This window comes from Streptosporangium minutum (genome assembly GCF_002149035.1).
In the GTDB taxonomy this organism is placed as follows: Bacteria; Actinomycetota; Actinomycetes; order Streptosporangiales; family Streptosporangiaceae; genus Streptosporangium; species Streptosporangium minutum.
Genome location: NZ_NGFP01000006.1, coordinates 45,030 through 63,153 on the forward strand (window position 1 = coordinate 45,030; position 18,124 = coordinate 63,153).

Here is an 18,124-nt window from a genome sequence, read left to right on the forward strand (position 1 = left end):
GCCGATCACCCCTTGTCGAGGGCCAGGTTGAGCTGCAGGACGTTCACGCCCGGCTCGCCCATGAAGCCGAGGGAGCGGCCGGCGGTGTTCTCCTCGATGAGCCGCCTGACCTTCTCCAGGGGCAGGCCGCGCTCCCTCGCCACGCGAGGCGCCTGCAGTCCGGCGTAGGCGGGTGAGATGTGCGGGTCCAGGCCGGAGCCGCTGGCGGTGACCGCGTCGGCGGGCACCACCGCTCTGGCGTCGCCCCGGACCGGCACGGTACGGCCGGCCGCGTAGTCCTCGCCGGGCCTGCCGCACTCCACCTTCACTCCCCGGTACTCGGCGACGAACGGGACGGCCGGGCAGGCCTGGTTGACGCTGACCGCCCTGACCGGCGTGCCGACCGCCGGGAAGACCTTCAGCACGGCGCCCACGCCGCCGGGGGCGCAGTACGGCCGGGCGCCGCTGACGCCCTCCAGCTCTCCGACGGCCTCGCTGCGGGCGCAGACCTGGGTGAGCAGGCTCTGCCTGCCCTCGTCGGGATGGCCCTCGCCGTCCTTGGCGCCCGGGACCGGCAGGACGTCCACGACGTCCTCGGGGCCCAGGTTGCTCGCGGAGGTGGAGAGCATGTCGTAGCCGTCGCCGGCCGCCGAAGGGCGGCTCTGGAAGTACTTCCCGACCGGGTCGCCCTCAGCGTCGGTGAACTTCTGGCCGACGAGCGCGCTGCCGACGTCCTTGCCGTCCTTCTGGACGATCGAGCCGTTGGCGTTGCCGCCGAAGACGGCCTGGGCGACCCCGGTGACCAGCAGCGGGTAGGCCGCGCCGAGGATCAGGGTGAGGACGAGCAGCGCGCGGAGCGCGGCGAGGTGCTGGCGGATCCAGCTGGGCAGGCGTTCCATTTATGACATCCCCGGAAGGAACTGGATGAGGAGATCGATGATCTTGATCCCGGCGAACGGGACGACGATGCCGCCCAGCCCGTAGAGGTAGAGGTTGCGGCTGAGCAGTTTCGAGGCGCTGGAGGGGCGGTAGCGGACGCCGCGCAGGGCCAGCGGGATCAGCGCCACGATGACGATCGCATTGAAGATCACCGCGGCCAGGATCGCCGACTGCGGGCTGGTCAGGCGCATGATGTTCAGCGCGTCCAGCCCGGGGTACACCGCGGCGAACATCGCGGGGATGATCGCGAAGTACTTGGCGATGTCGTTGGCGATGGAGAAGGTCGTCAGCGCGCCGCGCGTGATGAGCAGCTGCTTGCCGATCTCGACGATCTCGATGAGCTTGGTGGGGTTGGAGTCGAGGTCGACCATGTTGCCGGCCTCCTTCGCCGCCGACGTGCCGGTGTTCATCGCCACGCCGACGTCGGCCTGCGCGAGCGCGGGCGCGTCGTTGGTGCCGTCGCCGGTCATCGCGACCAGCCGGCCGCCCTCCTGCTCCCTCTTGATCAGGGCGAGCTTGTCCTCGGGGGTGGCCTCGGCGAGGAAGTCGTCGACCCCGGCCTCGTCGGCGATGGCCTTGGCGGTCAGCGGGTTGTCGCCGGTGATCATGACGGTGCGGATGCCCATCCGGCGCATCTCGTCGAACCGCTCGCGCATGCCCTGCTTGACGACGTCCTTGAGGTGGATGACGCCCAGCACGCGTGCCTTCCCGTCGACGACCTGGCCGACCACCAGCGGGGTGCCGCCGGAGCCGGAGATGGCGTCCACGATGGCGCCGACCTCGTCGGTGGGGTGCCCGCCGTTCTCACGGACCCACTTCATGACCGCGGTCGCCGCGCCCTTGCGGACCTGGCGGCCGTCCACGTTCACCCCCGACATCCGGGTCTGCGCGGTGAACTGCACCCACTCGGCGTGGGCCAGCTCGCCCGCCTCCCGCTCGCGCAGGCCGTACGCCTGCTTGGCGTAGACCACGATCGAGCGGCCCTCGGGGGTCTCGTCGGCGAGGCTGGCGAGCTGGGCGGCGGCGGCGAGCTCGTCCGCGGAGACGCCCGGCGCCGGGACGAACTCCGAGGCCTGCCGGTTGCCCAGGGTGATGGTGCCGGTCTTGTCCAGCAGCAGGGTGCTGACGTCGCCGGCGGCCTCGACCGCCCGGCCGCTCATCGCCAGCACGTTGCGCTGGACCAGGCGGTCCATGCCCGCGATGCCGATCGCGCTCAGCAGCGCGCCGATCGTGGTCGGGATGAGGCAGACCAGCAGCGAGACCAGCACGACGCCCGTGACGCCGTCGCCGGTCAGGGCGAGCGAGTCGGGGATGCCGGGATTGTCGGCCTTGGAGTAGATGGCCAGCGGCTGCATGGTGACGGTGGCGACCAGGAAGATGATCGTCAGCGCGGCCAGGAGGATGTTGAGCGCGATCTCGTTGGGTGTCTTCTGCCGGTTCGCGCCCTCGACGAGGGCGATCATCCGGTCGATGAAGCTCTCGCCCGGCTTCTGGGTGATCTGGACGATGATCCGGTCGGAGAGCACCTTGGTGCCGCCGGTCACCGCCGAACGGTCGCCGCCGGACTCGCGGATCACCGGTGCGGACTCGCCGGTGATGGCCGACTCGTCGACACTGGCGATGCCCTCGACCACGTCGCCGTCACCGGGGATGATCTCCCCGGCCTCCACGACCACGAAGTCGCCCTGCCTCAGTTCGGACGCGCCGACGTCGTCCCACCGGGCCGGGTCCCTCCGGTCGGCGAGCCTGCGGGCGGTCGTGTCGCGCTTGGCGGCGCGCAGGGTGGCGGCCTGCGCCTTGCCCCGGCCCTCGGCCACCGCCTCGGCCAGGTTGGCGAAGATCACCGTGAGCCAGAGCCACACGACGATCGCCCAGGCGAAGAACGACGGGTCGGCGACCGCGAGCACGGTGGAGAACACCGCGCCGATCTCGACGATCAACATGACCGGGTTGCGCCACATGTGCACGGGGTTCAGCTTGGCCAGGGCAGCGGGCAGCGACCTGACGAGCTGGGCGGGGTCGAGCAGCCCGCCGCCGACCTTCTGCCGCGGAGCGGGGGTACGGCCCGGCACTTCGATCACGGGGGTGGACATCAGTGGATTCCTTCTGCGAGTGGTCCGAGCGCCAGAGCCGGGAGGAAGGTCAGGGCGACGAGGACGATCGTCACGCCGACGACCATGCCGACGAACTGCGGCCGGTGCGTGGGCAGCGTGCCCGCCGACTCCGGGACCGGCGCCTGCCTGGCCAGCGATCCGGCCAGGGCCAGCACGAAGATGATCGGCAGGAAACGGCCGAACGCCATGCACAGGCCGAGCGCGGTGTCGTACCACGGGGTGTTGACGGTGATGCCGCCGAAGGCGGAGCCGTTGTTGTTGGACGCGCTGGTGAAGGCGTACAGGACCTCCGACAGGCCGTGCGGCCCCCCGTTGAGCATGCTCGCCCGCTGCTCCGCCGAACCCATGGCCAGAGCCGTGCCGATCAGCACCAGGACCGGCGTGACCAGGAAGTACATCGACGCGAGCTTGATCTCACGGGCGCCGATCTTCTTGCCGAGATACTCCGGGGTGCGCCCGACCATGAGCCCGGCCACGAAGACCGTGATCACCGCCAGCACGAGCATGCCGTACAGGCCCGCACCCACCCCGCCCGGCGCGACCTCGCCCAGCATCATGTTGAACATCGTCATCATGCCGCCGAGCGGGGTGTAGGAGTCGTGGAAGGAGTTGACCGCGCCGGTCGAGGTGAGCGTGGTCGCCGCGGCGAAGGTGGCGGAGTTCGACACGCCGAACCGCACCTCCTTGCCCTCCATCGCCGCGCCGACGGCCTGCGGGACGGTGGCGCCGCCGGACAGCTCGAACACGTTGGTCAGCGTGACGCTGGCGAGGGCGAGGACGGCCATCACGGCGACGATCGCGTAGCCCTGCCTGACCTGGCCGACCATCCTGCCGAAGGTGCGCGGCATCGAGAACGGGATGAGCAGGATCAGGAAGATCTCGAACCAGTCCGTCCAGCGCGTCGCGTTCTCGAACGGGTGGGCCGCGTTGGCGTTGTAGAAGCCGCCGCCGTTGGTGCCGAGCTCCTTGATGACCTCCTGGCTGGCCACCGGGCCGCCGGTGATCGCCTGCGGGCCGCCCGTCAGGGTCGTCACGGTGTGCGGCTCGGCGAAGTTCTGGACCAGCCCTCCGGCCACCAGCACGATCGCGCCGACGAACGCGATGGGCAGCAGGACGCGGAGCGTGCCGCGGACCAGGTCCACCCAGAAGTTGCCGAGGTTCTCGGTCCGGTTCCTGGCGAACCCGCGCACCAGCGCGACCGCCACGGCCATGCCGACCGCGGCCGAGACGAAGTTCTGCACGGCCAGACCGGCCATCTGCACCAGGTGGCCCATCGTGGACTCGCCCGAGTAGGCCTGCCAGTTGGTGTTGGTCACGAAGCTGATCGCGGTGTTCCAGGCGACGTGGTCGGTGACCGGGGCCATCCCCAGGGAGAGGAACAGCTTGTCCTGCAGGCGCTGCAGGCCGTACAGGAGGAGGACCGAGACCAGCGAGAACGCCAGCACGCCGCGGGCGTAGACGCTCCACCTCTGCTCGGTGTCCGGCCGGACGCCGATGGCCCGGTAGACCACCCGCTCGACGGCGCTGTGTCCGGTGCCGGTGTAGACGCGGTACATGTAGTCGCCCAGCGGCCGGTGGGTCAGGACCAGCGCGAGGACGAGGGATCCGATGAACAGGATCCCGGCGAGGGTGGGGCTCATCAGAATCGCTCCGGGAAGAGCAGGGCCGCGATCATGAAGATCACCAGACCGACGGCCACCACCAGGCCAGTGGCGTTGACAGCGCTCACAGGCGCTCCACCGCCTTCACGACGAGCCCGAAGACCGCGAAGACCGCGATCGTCAGGGCGACGAAGATGACGTCTGCCATCCCCACTCCTCAAATCCGGAAATGTTCTTGCACCGCCAGATGGGCGACACATGAGCAGCAAATCGCGGATTTATCGCCCTATAGCGCTTCTTGACGGGTTCCATACGCCGACTCGGCAAGCTTTGACGCCATCACTACGCGCGGGCCGGGACCGCCGGGTCACGGCGGCCGCACGGCGACCCGGGGCCACATGCCGATCCGGCCGAGGACCCCGTCGCGACGGGGCGCTCGGCCGGATGCCGTATCGGACTCCGTGACACTCCTCTCATCGAACTTGGAAGTACTCCACCAGGACGGGAGCGAGGGCTTTCATGGACACGTTGTGGTTCTGTCCCTCCAGGGATCGGTGCCGTGCGGTGGGCACGGCGTTCGCGACTTCCTGTGCCGCCTGCCGCAGCACCGCGGAACTCCTCTCACCGGCGATCACGAGCGTGGGCACCGTGACCAACGACATCTGTCCGGCGGGCAACGAGTAGTCCCCCATCACCGCCGCGTCGTACGGCAGCGTGTGGGCCACCGCCTTGAACCTCGACCACATGGGGAGGAGCGGCAGGCCCACCGCGAGCACGGCGGGGACGCCGACCACCTTCCTCATGTGGTACTTGGCCGCCGCACCCCGCCGGCCCGCCGCCACGAGCCGGGTGAGCTGCGCCCGGTGGTCGGCCGGCGGCCGGCGGTCGCTGTCGCCCACCACGAACGGCGGCTCGTACAGCGCCAGCCTGTTGATGGCCAGGCCGCGCGCGGCCGCCCTGAGGGCGAGGACCGCCCCGGAGGACAGTCCCCACACCGACGCCGACCCGCCGGCATGCCTGATCAGGGCGTCGAGGTCGTCGACCTCCCGCTCGACCGCGTAGGGCGTCGTGTCCCCGCTGTCACCCCGGCCTCGGCGGTCGTAGTTGATGACGGTGAAATGCGGGGAGAGCAGCTCGGCCAGCTCCACCAGCCCCGGGAACGCGCGGTAGCTGAACGCCCCGCCCACCAGGATGAGCGGTGGCCCCTGCCCCACCCGGTCGTAGGCGATGGCGACTCCGTCGCTCGAAAGTATCTTGCTGACGGCCATGCCCTTGCTGGATGTCACTTCGGTCATAGATTCTCCTTTTCCGCGATTTCCCCGACGGCGTGCCGGGTTCTCCCGAGCCGTTCTCCAGGAAGAGCGCTCTCCCAGGACCCCTTCCGCCCGTATACTCACCGGCGAATTCGGTACGGTCCGGCGGATATTCACGCCGCCCGCCCCTCCGGGATGTGATCGCCCGTTCCCAAGCGGCTCTGTCGGCTCTGACGGTGGATTCCATCATTTCTCAACCCCTTTTTCTCGGACCGTTTATTCGTCCTCGCACAGACAACTCTGCGCGCTCCACGACCCCGGGACCAGGGATGTCAGAGGCAGCATGCTGCCCTCCGGTGACCGCTTCCTGCCATTTCCGGTCCGGCGGAGGGAAATCGACCTCAATTCGTGCGGAGGTATCAGCCTCGCCGTCGGGACCCACCGCGCAAAGACCCATCGCGCAAAGACCACTACGCAAAGGTCAACCGCGCGAAGGTCAACCGCGCAAGGTCCTCGCGCGAAAGGCCAACCGCAAAGACCTTCCAGGCAGAGGCCCGCCACGCGAAAGGCCCACCGGCGCGGGCGGCGCGCCGGTGGGCCCTTGTGGTCCGGGACTCCTCCTGGGAGCCCCGGCTTACTGCTTCACCTCGGTGTTCAGGGTTTCGCCTCGATGCTTACGGCTTCACCCCGGTGCTCACTGCTTCACCTCGATGAGGTCGACGCCGAGGAGATCGGCCACGGCGCGCAGCTCGGCGGCGCGGTGGCCGGTGCCCAGCGCCCAGTGGTGGGAGATGCCGATGGTGCTCCAATCGTCGGCGTGCATGACGTTCTCCGCCAGCCGGGTTACCGGGGAATCTCGGGGTTACCGCAGGAAGGCCGCGGCGACACCGGCGTCGACGGGGATGTGCAGACCGGTGGTGAGCGACAGCTCTCCGCCGGTGAGGGCGAAGACGGCCGCGGCGATGTGCTCGGGCAGCACCTCGCGCTTGAGCAGGGTCCGCTGGGCGTAGAACTCGCCGAGCTTGTCCTCCGGCACGCCGTAGACCGCCGCCCGGTTGGCGCCCCAGCCGGAGGCGAAGATCCCGGATCCGCGCACGACGCCGTCGGGGTTGACGCCGTTGACCCGGATGCCGTACCCGCCCAGCTCGGCGGCGAGCAGCCGGACCTGGTGGGCCTGGTCGGCCTTGGCGGCGCCGTACGCGACGTTGTTGGGTCCGGCGAAGACCGCGTTCTTGGAGGAGATGTAGACGATGTCCCCGCCCATGCCCTGGTCGATCATCACGCGGGCGCTCTCCCTGGAGACCAGGAACGAACCGCGGGCCATCACGTCGTGCTGCAGGTCCCAGTCGGCGACACTGGTCTCCAGCAGGGACCGCGACAGCGACAGCCCGGCGTTGTTGACGATCAGGTCGACCCCGCCGAAGGCCAGCACCGCCTGCCGGAGGGCCGCGATGACCTGCTCCTCGTCGGTGACGTCCACCTGTACGGCCGTCGCGACGTCCTCGGGCCGGTAGGCCTTGGCGCCGAGCTCGGCGGCGACCTTCTCGGCGGCGGCGAGGTCGCGGTCGGCGACGACCACGCAGGCCCCCTCGGCCGCCAGCCGCCGGGCGGTGGCGGCGCCGATGCCCGACCCGCCGCCGGTGACCAGCGCGACCCGGGTGGCCAGCGGCTTCGGCGCGGGCATCCGGCGGAGTTTGGCCTCCTCCAGCTCCCAGTACTCGATGCGGAACTTCTCCGACTCCTCGATCGGCGCGTAGGACGACACCGCCTCGGCGCCGCGCATGACGTTGATCGCGTTGACGTAGAACTCGCCCGCCACCCGGGCGGTCTGCTTGTCCTTGCCGAAGGAGAACATCCCCACGCCGGGGACCAGCACGATCGCCGGGTCCGCGCCGCGCATCGGCGGCGAGTCCGCCGTGGCGTGGCGCCGGTAGTAGGCCGCGTAGTCCTCCCGGTAGGCGGCGTGCAGCTCGCGCAGCCGTACGGCCACCTCTTCGAGGGGCGCGTCGCCGGGCAGGTCGAGCACGAGCGGGGCGACCTTGGTGCGCAGGAAGTGGTCGGGGCAGGAGGTGCCGAGCGCGGCCAGCTCGGGGTGGCGCTCGCGGGACAGGAAGTCCAGGACCTCGGGGGTGGCGGTGTAGTGGCCGACCTGCGGCAGATCCGTGCTCGCCAGGCCCCTGACGAGGGGGAACAGCGCCGCCGCCCGCTCCCGCCGGGCGGCTTCCGCCAGCGGCTCGCGGATGACCGGGCCGAACGGCTCCGGCCTGCCGTGCTCGGCGAGGTAGGCCTCGGCGGTGCGGATGATGTCCAGCGAGTTGGCCTCGCACTCGGCGGAGGTCTCGCCCCAGGCGGTGATGCCGTGGCCGCCGAGGACGCAGCCGATGGCCTGCGGGTTGGCGTCCTTGATCGCGGCGATGTCCAGGCCGAGCTGGAAGCCGGGGCGGCGCCAGGGCACCCAGACCACCCTGTCGCCGAAGATCCGCGTCGTCAGCTCCCGGCCGTCGGCGGCGGTGGCGATCGCGATGCCGGCGTCCGGGTGCAGGTGGTCCACGTGCGCGGCCTCGACGAGGCCGTGCATGGCGGTGTCGATCGACGGCGCCGCGCCGCCCTTGCCGAAGGCGCAGAAGTCGAACGCGGCGACCATCTCGTCCTCGCGCTCCACCCCCGGGTACACCTCGGTGAGCGCCCGCAGCCGGTCCAGCCGCAGTACGGCCAGGCCGCCCTCGGTCAGCGTGCCGAGGTCGCCGCCGGAGCCCTTGACCCACATCAGGTCCACGTCGGATCCGGTCACCGGATCGACGGCGACGCCCTTGGCCGACGTGTTGCCGCCCGCGAAGTTGGTGTTGCGCGGATCGGAGCCGAGCGCGTGCGACCGCTGCAGCAGCATCTCAACCGGCGAAGTCATGAAATATCCCCCAACGTATGAACAGTGATCTCACGATGTGCCCTTTCACGTCTCACCGCGGGCACACCGACGGAACGGGACGCGGGCCTCAGGCGCCCCAGCCCGCCTGGGTGCCGCCGACCCGTTCGGCGGCGATCTTCTCGAAGTAGCCGGAACGGGCGTAGGCGGCCATCGGGTCGGGATCGAGGCCCATCTCCTGGCGCAGCTCGGCCAGGAGCGGCCGGACATCGGTGTTGTAGGCGTCCATCAGCACGGCGTTGGCGGCCAGCACGTCGCCCTCGGCCTGGGCCGCCGCCAGCGCGTCCCCGTCGACCCGCAGCGCCTTGGCCGTGGCCTCCTGGATGTTCATCACCGAACGGATCTGGCCGGGGATCTTCGGCTCGATGTTGTGGCACTGGTCGAGCATGAACGCCACCCCCTGCTCCGGCCCGCCGTGCCGTCCGGAGAGGGCACCGCCGCGGATCACCTCGTACATGATCCGGAAGAGCTGGAACGGGTCGGCCGCGCCCACCATCAGGTCGTCGTCGGCGTAGAAGCGGGAGTTGAAATCGAACCCGCCGAGCTTGCCCTCCCGGAGCAGGAACGCCACGATGAACTCGATGTTGGTGCCCGGCGCGTGGTGCCCGGTGTCCACCACCACCTGCGCCTTGTCGCCCAGCCGCAGGCAGTGCGCGTAGGCGGTGCCCCAGTCGGGCACGTCGGTCACGTAGAAGGCGGGCTCGAACAGCTTGTACTCCAGCAGGAACCGCTGCCCCTCGCCCAGCCGCTCGTAGACGGCCGACAGCGCCTCGGCCAGCCGGTCCTGCCGGGAGCGGATGTCGTCCTGGCCGGGATAGTTGGTGCCGTCGGAGAACCACAGCTTCAACGTGTCGGACCCGGTGGCGTCCATGACGTCCACGCACGCCAGCAGGTGGTCCAGGGCCTTGCGCCGCACCGCCGGGTCGGGGTTGGTGACGCTGCCCAGCCGGTAGTCGTCGTCCTGGAAGACGTTGGAGTTGATCGCGCCGATCCGCACGCCCACCTCGGACGCGTGCCGGGCCAGGTCGGCGTAGTCGTCGACCCGGTCCCACGGGATGTGCAGCGCCACCGTCGGCGCGACCCCGGTGAAGGCGTGCACCTGGGCCGCGTCGGCCAGCTTCTCGTAGGGGTCCCTCGGCACGCCCCGCTGGGCGAACACCTTGAACCGGGTGCCGCTGTTGCCGTACGCCCACGACGGGGTCTCGATGGCCTGCGCACGCAGCGTGGCCCTGATGTCGCCCAAGAAAGGCTCCTCGCCGGGTACGGCGTGCGCGACTCGGGCGCCCGCCGTACCCACGTCGTCGGTCAGAAGTCGAACTCGTCGATGTTGTCGGCCTTGAAGGCGAACGGCGCGCCGAGGGGGGCCGGTCCGGGGGACGGGCCGAGCGGCGCCTCCCCTCCACCCGGTTTACTCACCGCGCCGTACCCCTTCCCTGACCTAAAAACGTTTTAGAGAGTCGACGGGACGCTAATCCGAGGATCCCGCCATGTCAATGGGGAACGAAGGGCCAGTTTCCAATGCGTTACGTCTCCCATCAGGGACGGAGTGGTGGCCCGGTCCGCAGCGTGTTGGGATAAGGTCGCCGCCAGATGGCATAACACGTTTTAATAGAGATCGATCCGAGGAGGGCGGTTGGGGACTGTCAGCATCAAGGAGGTCGCCCGGCTCGCGCGGGTGTCTCCGGGCACGGTCTCGAACGTGCTCAACCGGCCGGAGCGGGTGGCCCCCACGACCCGGGAGCGCGTCAGGCAGGCGATCCGCGAGCTCGGCTTCGTCCGGCACGGCTCGGCGTCGACGCTGCGCGCCGGGCACAGCCGGACCATCGGGCTGTCGGTCATGGACATCGGCAACCCGTTCTTCACCGACGTCGCGGCCGGGGCCGAGGACGTCGCCAGCGACCTCGGTTACGCGGTGATCCTCGGCAACTCGGCCGGTTCCCGGTCCAAGGAGGAGCACAACCTGCTCGTCTTCGCCGAGCAGCGGGTGCGCGGCGTGCTCATCACCCCCTCGGACGAGGACCCCCGGCTGCTCGACGGGCTGCGCGAGCGCGGCATCAGCGTGGTGCTCGTCGACCGTCCCGCGCACCGGCCCGACCTGTGCTCGGTGACCGTCGACGACGTGGCGGGCGGCCGGTTGGCCGTCGCCCACCTGCTCGACCTCGGCGCGCGGAGGATCGGCTACCTCACCGGCCCGCGGACCATCCGTCAGTGCCTGGACCGGGAGCGCGGCGGAGGTCAGGCCCTGGCCGCCGCGGGGCTGGACCCCGAGACCGTCCTGGAGGCGGTGGAGGCGCCGGCCATGACCGCGCGGGCCGGGCAGGAGGCGGCCGAGAGGCTGATCGCCTCCGGCCGGCTCCCCGAGGCGATCTTCTGCGCCAACGACCTGCTCGCCCTCGGCGTGCTCCGGGGCCTGCTCCAGGCCGGGGTCGGCGTGCCCGGCGACGTGGCCCTGATCGGCTACGACGACATCGACTTCGCGGCGGCATCGGCGGTGTCGCTCAGCTCGGTCCGGCAGCCCACCTACCGGCTCGGGCAGATCGCCGCCGAGCTGCTGCTGGAGGAGTGCGGCGACCCCGGCGCGCACGCTCACCGGCAGATCGTGTTCCAGCCCGAGCTGGTCGTCCGCGAGTCCACCGGCGGGCCGGGAAGGGCCGCGGCGACCACCCGACGACGAGTGTCGGCTTCCTCCCCGGAGCTGAAGCCCGGGGTCTCCACGCTCAAGGAGATTCGATGAACGTTTACGCGGCAGTCGACCTGGGCGCCTCCAGCGGGCGGGTGATGACCGCGCGGATCGACGGCGGGCGGGTGTGCCTCACCGAGGTGCACCGGTTCGCCAACCGCCCGGTCCGGGTCGGCGGCACCCTGCACTGGGACATCCTCGCCCTGCACCGGGGTGTCCTGGACGGGCTGCGCGAGGCCGGGCCGGTCGACTCGGTCGGCATCGACTCCTGGGCGGTCGACTACGGCCTGCTCGACGGCGCCGGGAGGCTCATCGGCAACCCGGTGCACTACCGCGACGAGCGGACCGCCGGGATCATGGAACGGGTGACCGCCGAGGTGGGGGCCGACGCGCTCTACCAGGCCGGTGGCCTGCAGTTCCTGCCGTTCAACACGGTCTACCAGCTGCTCGCCGAGCCGGACCTCGACCGCGCCGAGACGCTGCTGATGATCCCGGATCTGCTGACCCACTGGCTGACCGGCTCCGTCGGCGCGGAGGCCACCAACGCCTCCACCACCGGGCTGTACGACGTGCGGACCGGCGGCTGGGCCGAAGAGCTGACCGAACGGCTGGGCCTGCCCGCCAGGATCCTCCCGGAGCTGCGGCAGCCGGGAGCCGCAGCCGGGACGCTCCGCGCCGAGGTCGCCGCGGAGACCGGGCTGCCCGGCTCGACCCCGGTCACCGCGGTGGCCTCGCACGACACCGCCTCGGCGGTCGCGGCGGTGCCCGCCGACACCGACCGGTTCGCCTACATCTCCTCCGGAACCTGGTCGCTCGTCGGACTCGAACTCCCCCGGCCCGTCCTGACCGAGGAGAGCCGCCTGGCCAACTTCACCAACGAGGGCGGTCTGGACGGCACCATCCGCTACCTGCGCAACGTGATGGGCCTGTGGATCCTGCAGGAGTGCATGCGCGCCTGGGGCGACTCCGGCCTGGCCGAGCTGCTCGCCGCCGCCGCGCAGGCCCCGCCGTTCCAGGCGGTGTTCGACCCCGACGACCCGGCCTTCCTGCCGCCCGGCGACATGCCCGCCCGGATCGCCGCGTTCTGCGAGCGCACCGGCCAGCGGCCCCCGGCCGGCCGGGCCCAGGTCGTGCGGTGCGTCATGGAGAGCCTCGCCCTCGCCTACCGCCGGGCGGTCCGCGACGCCGTACGGCTCAGCGGCCAGGAGGTGGAGGTCGTGCACGTGGTCGGCGGTGGCGCCCGCAACACGCTGCTCTGCCAGATGACCGCCGACGCGACCGGCCTGCCGGTGGTCGCCGGCCCGGTGGAGGCCGCCGCCCTGGGCAACGCCCTGGTCCAGGCCCGCGCCCAGGGTGTGGTCTCCGACATCCGCGCCCTCGTACGGCAGGGCGAGCGGCTCGTCACCTACCGCCCCAAGGGCGAGGAGGAGGCGTGGGCCCGGGCCGAGGCCCGGCTCCCCGGCCGCTGAACGACGCGTCCCGGCCCTCCCCGCGCCGTGTCCCGGGGCCCGGAAACCGGCCCGCCGCGGCTCGACGGACCGGTCAGTGGACCGCCTCCCTGACGGACGGCTGGTCGAACTGGGTCCGGTAGAGCTCCTCGTAACGGCCGCCCGCGGCGAGGAGGTCGGTGTGCGTGCCGCGCTCCACGATCCGCCCGTCCTCGATCACGAGGATGAGGTCCGCGGCCCGGACTGTGGAGAGCCGGTGCGCGATCACCACCGAGGTCCGCCCGGCCAGCGCCTCGCCCAGCGCCTCCTGCACCGCCGCCTCCGAGGTGGAGTCCAGGTGGGCGGTGGCCTCGTCGAGGATCACCACCCTGGGGCGCGCCAGCAGCAGCCGCGCGATCGTCAACCGCTGGCGCTCACCGCCGGAGAGCCGGTATCCGCGTTCGCCGACGACGGTGTCCAGGCCGTCGGGCAGCGCCTCGACGAGATCGGCGAGCCGGGCGCGGCGCAGCACCTCCCACAGCTCCTCCTCCGGCGCCCCCGGCCGGGCCAGCAGCAGGTTCGCGCGGATCGACTCGTGGAACAGGTGCCCGTCCTGCGTCACCATCCCGAGCGTCTCGCGGATCGAGTCGGCCGACAGGTCCCGGACGTCCACCCCGGACAGGCGCACGGCGCCCTCCTCGGCGTCGTAGAGCCTCGTGACCAGCTGCGCGATCGTCGACTTCCCCGCGCCCGACGACCCCACCAGCGCCACCATCTGCCCCGGCTCGGCGCGGAACGACACCCCGTGCAGAACCTCGACGCCGCCGCGCGTGTCAAGGGTCGCGACCTCCTCCAGCGACGCGAGCGACACCTTGTCCGCCGACGGGTAGCCGAACCGCACCGCGTCGAACTCCACCGAAACCGGCCCCTCGGGCACCCGCCGGGCGTCCGGCTTCTCGGTGATCAGTGGCTTGAGGTCCAGCACCTCGAAGACCCGCTCGAAGCTCACCAGCGCGCTCATCACCTCCACCCGCGCACTGGCCAGGGCGGTCAGCGGAGCGTAGAGGCGGGTGAGCAGCAGCGCCATCGCGACGACGGCGCCCGGCTCCAACTGCCCCCGCAGCGCGTAGAAGCCGCCGAGACCGTAGACGACGGCGAGGGCGAGGGCCGAGACCAGCATCAGCGCGGTGACGAACACCGACTGCACCATCGCCGTGCGCACCCCGATGTCGCGCACCCGCCGGGCCCGCGTGAAGAACTCGGCCGACTCATCGGCGGGCCGGCCGAAGAGCTTCACCAGCGTCGCCCCCGGCGCGGAGAACCGCTCCGTCATCTGCGTGCTCATCGCCGCGTTGTGGTTGGCCGACTCGCGTTCGAGCCGCGCCAGCCGGGTGCCCATCCGCCGCGCGGGCAGGACGAACACCGGCAGCAGCACCAGGGCGAGCAGGGTGATCTGCCAGGAGGTCCCGATCATCACGATGAGCGTGAGCACGAGCGTCACGAGGTTGCCGACCACGCCGGAGAGTGTGTCGCTGAAGGCCCGCTGCGCGCCGATGACGTCGTTGTTCAGCCTGCTGACCAGCGCGCCGGTGCGGGTGCGGGTGAAGAAGGCGATCGGCATGCGCTGCACGTGGTCGAAGACCGCGGCGCGCAGGGCGAGGATCAGGCCCTCGCCGATGCTCGCCGACAGCCACCGGGTCACCAGCCCGAGCCCGGCCTCCGCCACCGCGATGACGGCGATGAGCGCCGCGAGCCCGACGACGACGTCCACCGCCGCGCCGTTGACGATCGCGTCGATGACCCGGCCGGCGAGCACGGGGGTCGCCACCGCCAGCGCCGCCGTCACGACGCTGAGCAGCAGGAACCAGATCAGCAGCCGACGGTGGGGCCGGGCGAACACGGCGATGCGCCGCAGTGCGGCCATGGAGAACGGCCGTCGCTCCTCCTGCGCGTTCATCGCGTGGTAGAGCGATGTCCACGCGGTAACTTCCATGTCCATCGCGTTGTCTCCGAGGTCTGGGGGATGGTTTCCGACGATCCCACGGAGCACCGACAGAATTCCGCGGCGCCGCGGACCGTCTCCACGGACCCGGCGGATCACGCCGGGTGGCCGTAGCGATCGTCACGGTCGCCGCGATCACGTTCCGCGCCGCCGTGGGAGGTCCGCTGGGGAGCCACGGCGTCGTCGGCGTTCCCGGACGGCGACCCAAGACGACACTAAGACCTCAACGTAACTTGAGGTCAAGCTCCGCCGCCGGCGCCCCGACGGCCGGGGCAGCCGGAAGTCCCGCATCACGACGGCTGAGACAGCCCAGACAGCCGAGAGGCCCGCCCCCTCCGGAGGCGAGCTCATGGATCCCGCTCGGCGCACGCGGTGGTTCCGGGGCCGCGGACTCGGGGGCGGCCGCGGTCTCCGGAATGTCACACCTCGCTACGCCCCACCGGTCAGGACGTCACGGCGCACTGCCCCCTGTCCTTCTTGACGGGCCCCTCCGCGTTCGGGCGCACGTCGAAGTCGAAGATCTCGGTGGGCAGGTAGAGCGAGCAGCAGGCGTTGGGGATGTCGACGATGCCGCTTATCCGGCCCTCGATGGGCGCCGACCCGAGGAGCAGGTAGGCCTGCTCGCCCGTGTAGCCCCACTTCTTGAGGTATTCGACGGCGTTGAGGCAGGCTCGGCGGTAGGCCACCGTCGCGTCGAGGTAGTAGTTCGTGTTCGTGTCGTGGTCGACCGAGATGCCGATGAACGACATGAACTCCGAGTACCGCGGCTCGACGTTGCCGGGCATGAAGATCGGGTTGGTGGCGACGCCGTACTTCTCCATGCCGCCCTTGATGAGGTCCACGCGGAAATCGATGAAGCCCCCCATCTCGATCGCCCCGCAGAAGGTGATCTCGCCGTCACCCTGGCTGAAGTGCAGGTCTCCTCCCGAGAGCTTGGCGTCCTTCACGTGGACGGGGTAGAAGACGCGCGCCCCGCGCGTGAAGTTCTTGATGTCGTGGTTGCCGCCGTTCTCCCGTGCGGGAACGGTGCGGGCCCCCTCCCCGGCGATCCGGTCGGCCACGTCGCCGGTCGCCGTTCCGGCGAGGGCGTTGTCGCGCAGCGGCGGCAGGCCCAGGGCCGGGACCCGGTTGGGATCGGTGTCGATGAGAGCCTGCTCGCGCTGGTTCCAGCTGGCCAGCAGTTCCGCCGACGGTGCCGTGCCGAACAGCCCGGGATGGGTGATGCCGGCGTATCGGATGCCGGGCAGGTGGCGAGATGTCGCGTATATGCCGTGGAAATCCCAGATCGCCTTGTAGGCGTCCGGGAAGTAGTCGGTCAGGAAGCCGCCGCCGTTCACCTTGGCGAACACCCCGGTATAGCCCCAGCCCTGTCCCGGCGCGTCGCCGACCTGCTGGGGCACCGGACCGAGGTCGAGGATGTCGACCACCAGGAGGTCTCCCGGCTCCGCCCCCTCCACCCCGATGGGGCCGCTCAGCATGTGCGCGAGGGTGAGGTCGACGTCTCGCACGTCGTTGGCCGAGTCGTCGTTGTGTAACTGCGCGTCGGTCCATTCACGGCATTCGACGCGGAACTCGTCCCCGGGTCGCACCATGGCGGCCACGGGTATGTCCGGATGCCATCGGTTGTGACCAGGCACGGCCTGGTCACGCATCGACTTCGACTGGTCGACGCTGAACACGACTTCTGGCATGACGGTTCCTCCTCTTGGATCGGATACGCGGTGATCGGGCGTCGGCGGGTCGCATCACCTCCTCCCCGGCACCGGTTCTCGCCGGCCCGCCGGGAACGGTTCGCGGGCGGGCTAGCGGGCGGCGATCGTCTCACCGCCGGCGGGCCCCGCCCGGCTGGAGAGCGCCCCCCGCTTCCTCGTCAGCGGCCAGAGCGCGCCGAACACCACCACGCCGAACACCAGCAGGAGGGTCGCGATGACGTTCTGGTTCCAGCGCTGCCAGTAGCCGATGAGGATGAGGAACGCCGGGATGGCCGCCGTGACCCATCCCTCGATCGCCGTCACCCAGCCCGTGTAAGTGGTCAGGTGATCGCGCTTCAACCCGAGCAGCAGGAAGAACAGCAGCCACAGGAACGACCAGTAGAGCCAGATGACGGCGAAAGGCCTGTCATTGAGGACCCGGAAGTTCGCGAACGCGTAGCCGAGCGCCATGATCGCCACGAACAGCGAGAAGTAACCGATCCCGGTGGTGTCGAACCCACCGAGCAGGCCGATCCCCACATACAGGTAGGTGAACCCGAACAGGAAGATCCCCGACGCGTTGAGGATCACGTCCGGCCTGCCGTTGGCGGTGATGATCAACACGGTGGGCGTGATCACCTGCAGCGCTCCGACGAAGAGGTTGAAGATGCCCGCGGCCCGCAGGTCGACCTTCCCCAGGAGCATCAGCCCGTTGATGAAGAGCACCGCGCCGACGTAGAGCAGTCCAACTGCTCCCATCCGTGACACCCCCTAGTGCCGGTGATGGGAATTCAAGGTGGGCAACGTGAGGCGTCCACGCCATGCGGTGACACGACCGTGCCCATGACCGTGTCCGCCGGGAAGGCGGCTGGACGTCGGCTTTCGCCGAGCTCCAGGCCTCGCCGGGGGACGTATATGGATATGTTGTGCCGTGTTCCGCCGCTCACGGGCGCGGCAGGCGCGCCAGCGCCGGATGCGGTGGCCGTGGAGGGCGCCGGCCGGGGACACCGGAGACGACCTCGGGCGAATCCCGGCTCCGCTCGTCGCGATCGAGCGCGGCGGACAGCGCCGGGTGCACCCGGGAGAAGCCCGGCGGGGAGAAGACCCGAGGGGCGCCGCGTCCGCACGTGGAGCAGTCGTGAGACACCGGCGCGGTCCCTATCGGCAGCCGGACATCGAACCGCCCGCAATCACGGCAAAGGTATTCATAGGTTGCCATAGGCACCTCCACTCCGCCCGCCCGGGAACGGAGCCATGCGTGCCCGGCTCTCCGGCTGGCGGGACCACGGATCCGCGACGGATCGGGTCAACAGTTCCGGACTACCTGAAGCCAACCAGCCTGTCAAGGCCTGAACAGGCCGACCCCCGATGCCTGCGCGGAGGTGTCGAACCCCAGGTCAGACATCCTTTTGACGGCCGGCTCCGCCGGGGCCCCACAGGAGGCTCTCCGAAGCGAGCAGGATCGCCTTCCCGGGCGGGCCGTCGTCCGTCCCCCCGGCCCGCACAGGCCGGCAA

14 protein-coding genes are annotated in these 18,124 nt (G+C 70.7%); 2 read left to right on the plus strand and 12 right to left on the minus strand.

Annotated features, from left to right (window positions below):
* Positions 1-5: 5 nt before the first annotated feature.
* The 8 genes from CA984_RS02500 to rhaI all read right to left on the minus strand — a co-directional run bounded on the left by CA984_RS02500 (position 6) and on the right by rhaI (position 10,052).
* The gene (locus tag CA984_RS02500; protein ID WP_086567535.1) at positions 6-878 is read right to left on the minus strand and encodes a potassium-transporting ATPase subunit C; all 873 of its coding nucleotides are present in this window, start codon (positions 876-878) and stop codon (positions 6-8) included.
* Positions 879-3,011: a potassium-transporting ATPase subunit KdpB gene (gene kdpB, locus CA984_RS02505; protein ID WP_086567538.1), complete on the minus strand. Its 2,133-nt coding sequence runs from the start codon at positions 3,009-3,011 to the stop codon at positions 879-881.
* Positions 3,011-4,672: a potassium-transporting ATPase subunit KdpA gene (kdpA, locus tag CA984_RS02510; protein ID WP_086567541.1), complete on the minus strand. Its 1,662-nt coding sequence runs from the start codon at positions 4,670-4,672 to the stop codon at positions 3,011-3,013. The genes kdpB and kdpA overlap by 1 nt, the downstream gene beginning before the upstream one ends.
* The gene (gene kdpF, locus CA984_RS44375; protein ID WP_037936924.1) at positions 4,672-4,761 is read right to left on the minus strand and encodes a K(+)-transporting ATPase subunit F; all 90 of its coding nucleotides are present in this window, start codon (positions 4,759-4,761) and stop codon (positions 4,672-4,674) included. Before kdpF ends, kdpA begins: the two co-directional genes overlap by 1 nt.
* A 345-nt stretch (positions 4,762-5,106) precedes the next feature.
* The gene (locus CA984_RS02520; protein ID WP_086567547.1) at positions 5,107-5,928 is read right to left on the minus strand and encodes an alpha/beta fold hydrolase; all 822 of its coding nucleotides are present in this window, start codon (positions 5,926-5,928) and stop codon (positions 5,107-5,109) included.
* Positions 5,929-6,580: 652 nt separating this feature from the next.
* Positions 6,581-6,709: a hypothetical protein gene (locus CA984_RS48550; protein ID WP_278248975.1), complete on the minus strand. Its 129-nt coding sequence runs from the start codon at positions 6,707-6,709 to the stop codon at positions 6,581-6,583.
* 39 nt (positions 6,710-6,748) lie between these two features.
* Positions 6,749-8,791, minus strand: coding sequence for a bifunctional aldolase/short-chain dehydrogenase (locus CA984_RS02525; RefSeq protein WP_086567550.1), 2,043 nt, complete (start codon positions 8,789-8,791; stop codon positions 6,749-6,751).
* An 88-nt stretch (positions 8,792-8,879) separates the two neighbouring features.
* Positions 8,880-10,052: an L-rhamnose isomerase gene (rhaI, locus tag CA984_RS02530; RefSeq protein ID WP_086567553.1), complete on the minus strand. Its 1,173-nt coding sequence runs from the start codon at positions 10,050-10,052 to the stop codon at positions 8,880-8,882.
* A 390-nt stretch (positions 10,053-10,442) separates the two neighbouring features.
* On the opposite strand from rhaI, the gene CA984_RS02535 reads away from it, so the two are divergent.
* On the plus strand, positions 10,443-11,543 hold the full coding sequence (locus tag CA984_RS02535) for a LacI family DNA-binding transcriptional regulator (protein ID WP_086567556.1): 1,101 nt from the start codon (positions 10,443-10,445) through the stop codon (positions 11,541-11,543).
* Positions 11,540-12,958 (plus strand): rhamnulokinase, encoded by a 1,419-nt coding sequence (locus CA984_RS02540; RefSeq protein ID WP_086567559.1) that lies wholly within the window; start codon positions 11,540-11,542, stop codon positions 12,956-12,958. Before CA984_RS02535 ends, CA984_RS02540 begins: the two co-directional genes overlap by 4 nt.
* 73 nt (positions 12,959-13,031) lie before the next feature.
* Here CA984_RS02540 and CA984_RS02545 read toward each other — a convergent pair whose 3' ends face one another.
* The 4 genes from CA984_RS02545 to CA984_RS49165 all read right to left on the minus strand — a co-directional run bounded on the left by CA984_RS02545 (position 13,032) and on the right by CA984_RS49165 (position 17,828).
* Positions 13,032-14,915: an ABC transporter ATP-binding protein gene (locus CA984_RS02545; RefSeq protein ID WP_086567561.1), complete on the minus strand. Its 1,884-nt coding sequence runs from the start codon at positions 14,913-14,915 to the stop codon at positions 13,032-13,034.
* Between the two features lie 446 nt (positions 14,916-15,361).
* On the minus strand, positions 15,362-16,609 hold the full coding sequence (gene fmdA / locus CA984_RS02550; RefSeq protein WP_086567563.1) for a formamidase: 1,248 nt from the start codon (positions 16,607-16,609) through the stop codon (positions 15,362-15,364).
* Between the two features lie 111 nt (positions 16,610-16,720).
* Positions 16,721-17,368, minus strand: a complete 648-nt coding sequence (locus CA984_RS02555; protein ID WP_086567566.1) for an AmiS/UreI family transporter — start codon at positions 17,366-17,368, stop codon at positions 16,721-16,723.
* Positions 17,369-17,552: 184 nt separating this feature from the next.
* Positions 17,553-17,828, minus strand: a complete 276-nt coding sequence (locus tag CA984_RS49165; RefSeq protein WP_086567568.1) for an FmdB family zinc ribbon protein — start codon at positions 17,826-17,828, stop codon at positions 17,553-17,555.
* Positions 17,829-18,124 lie beyond the last annotated feature (296 nt).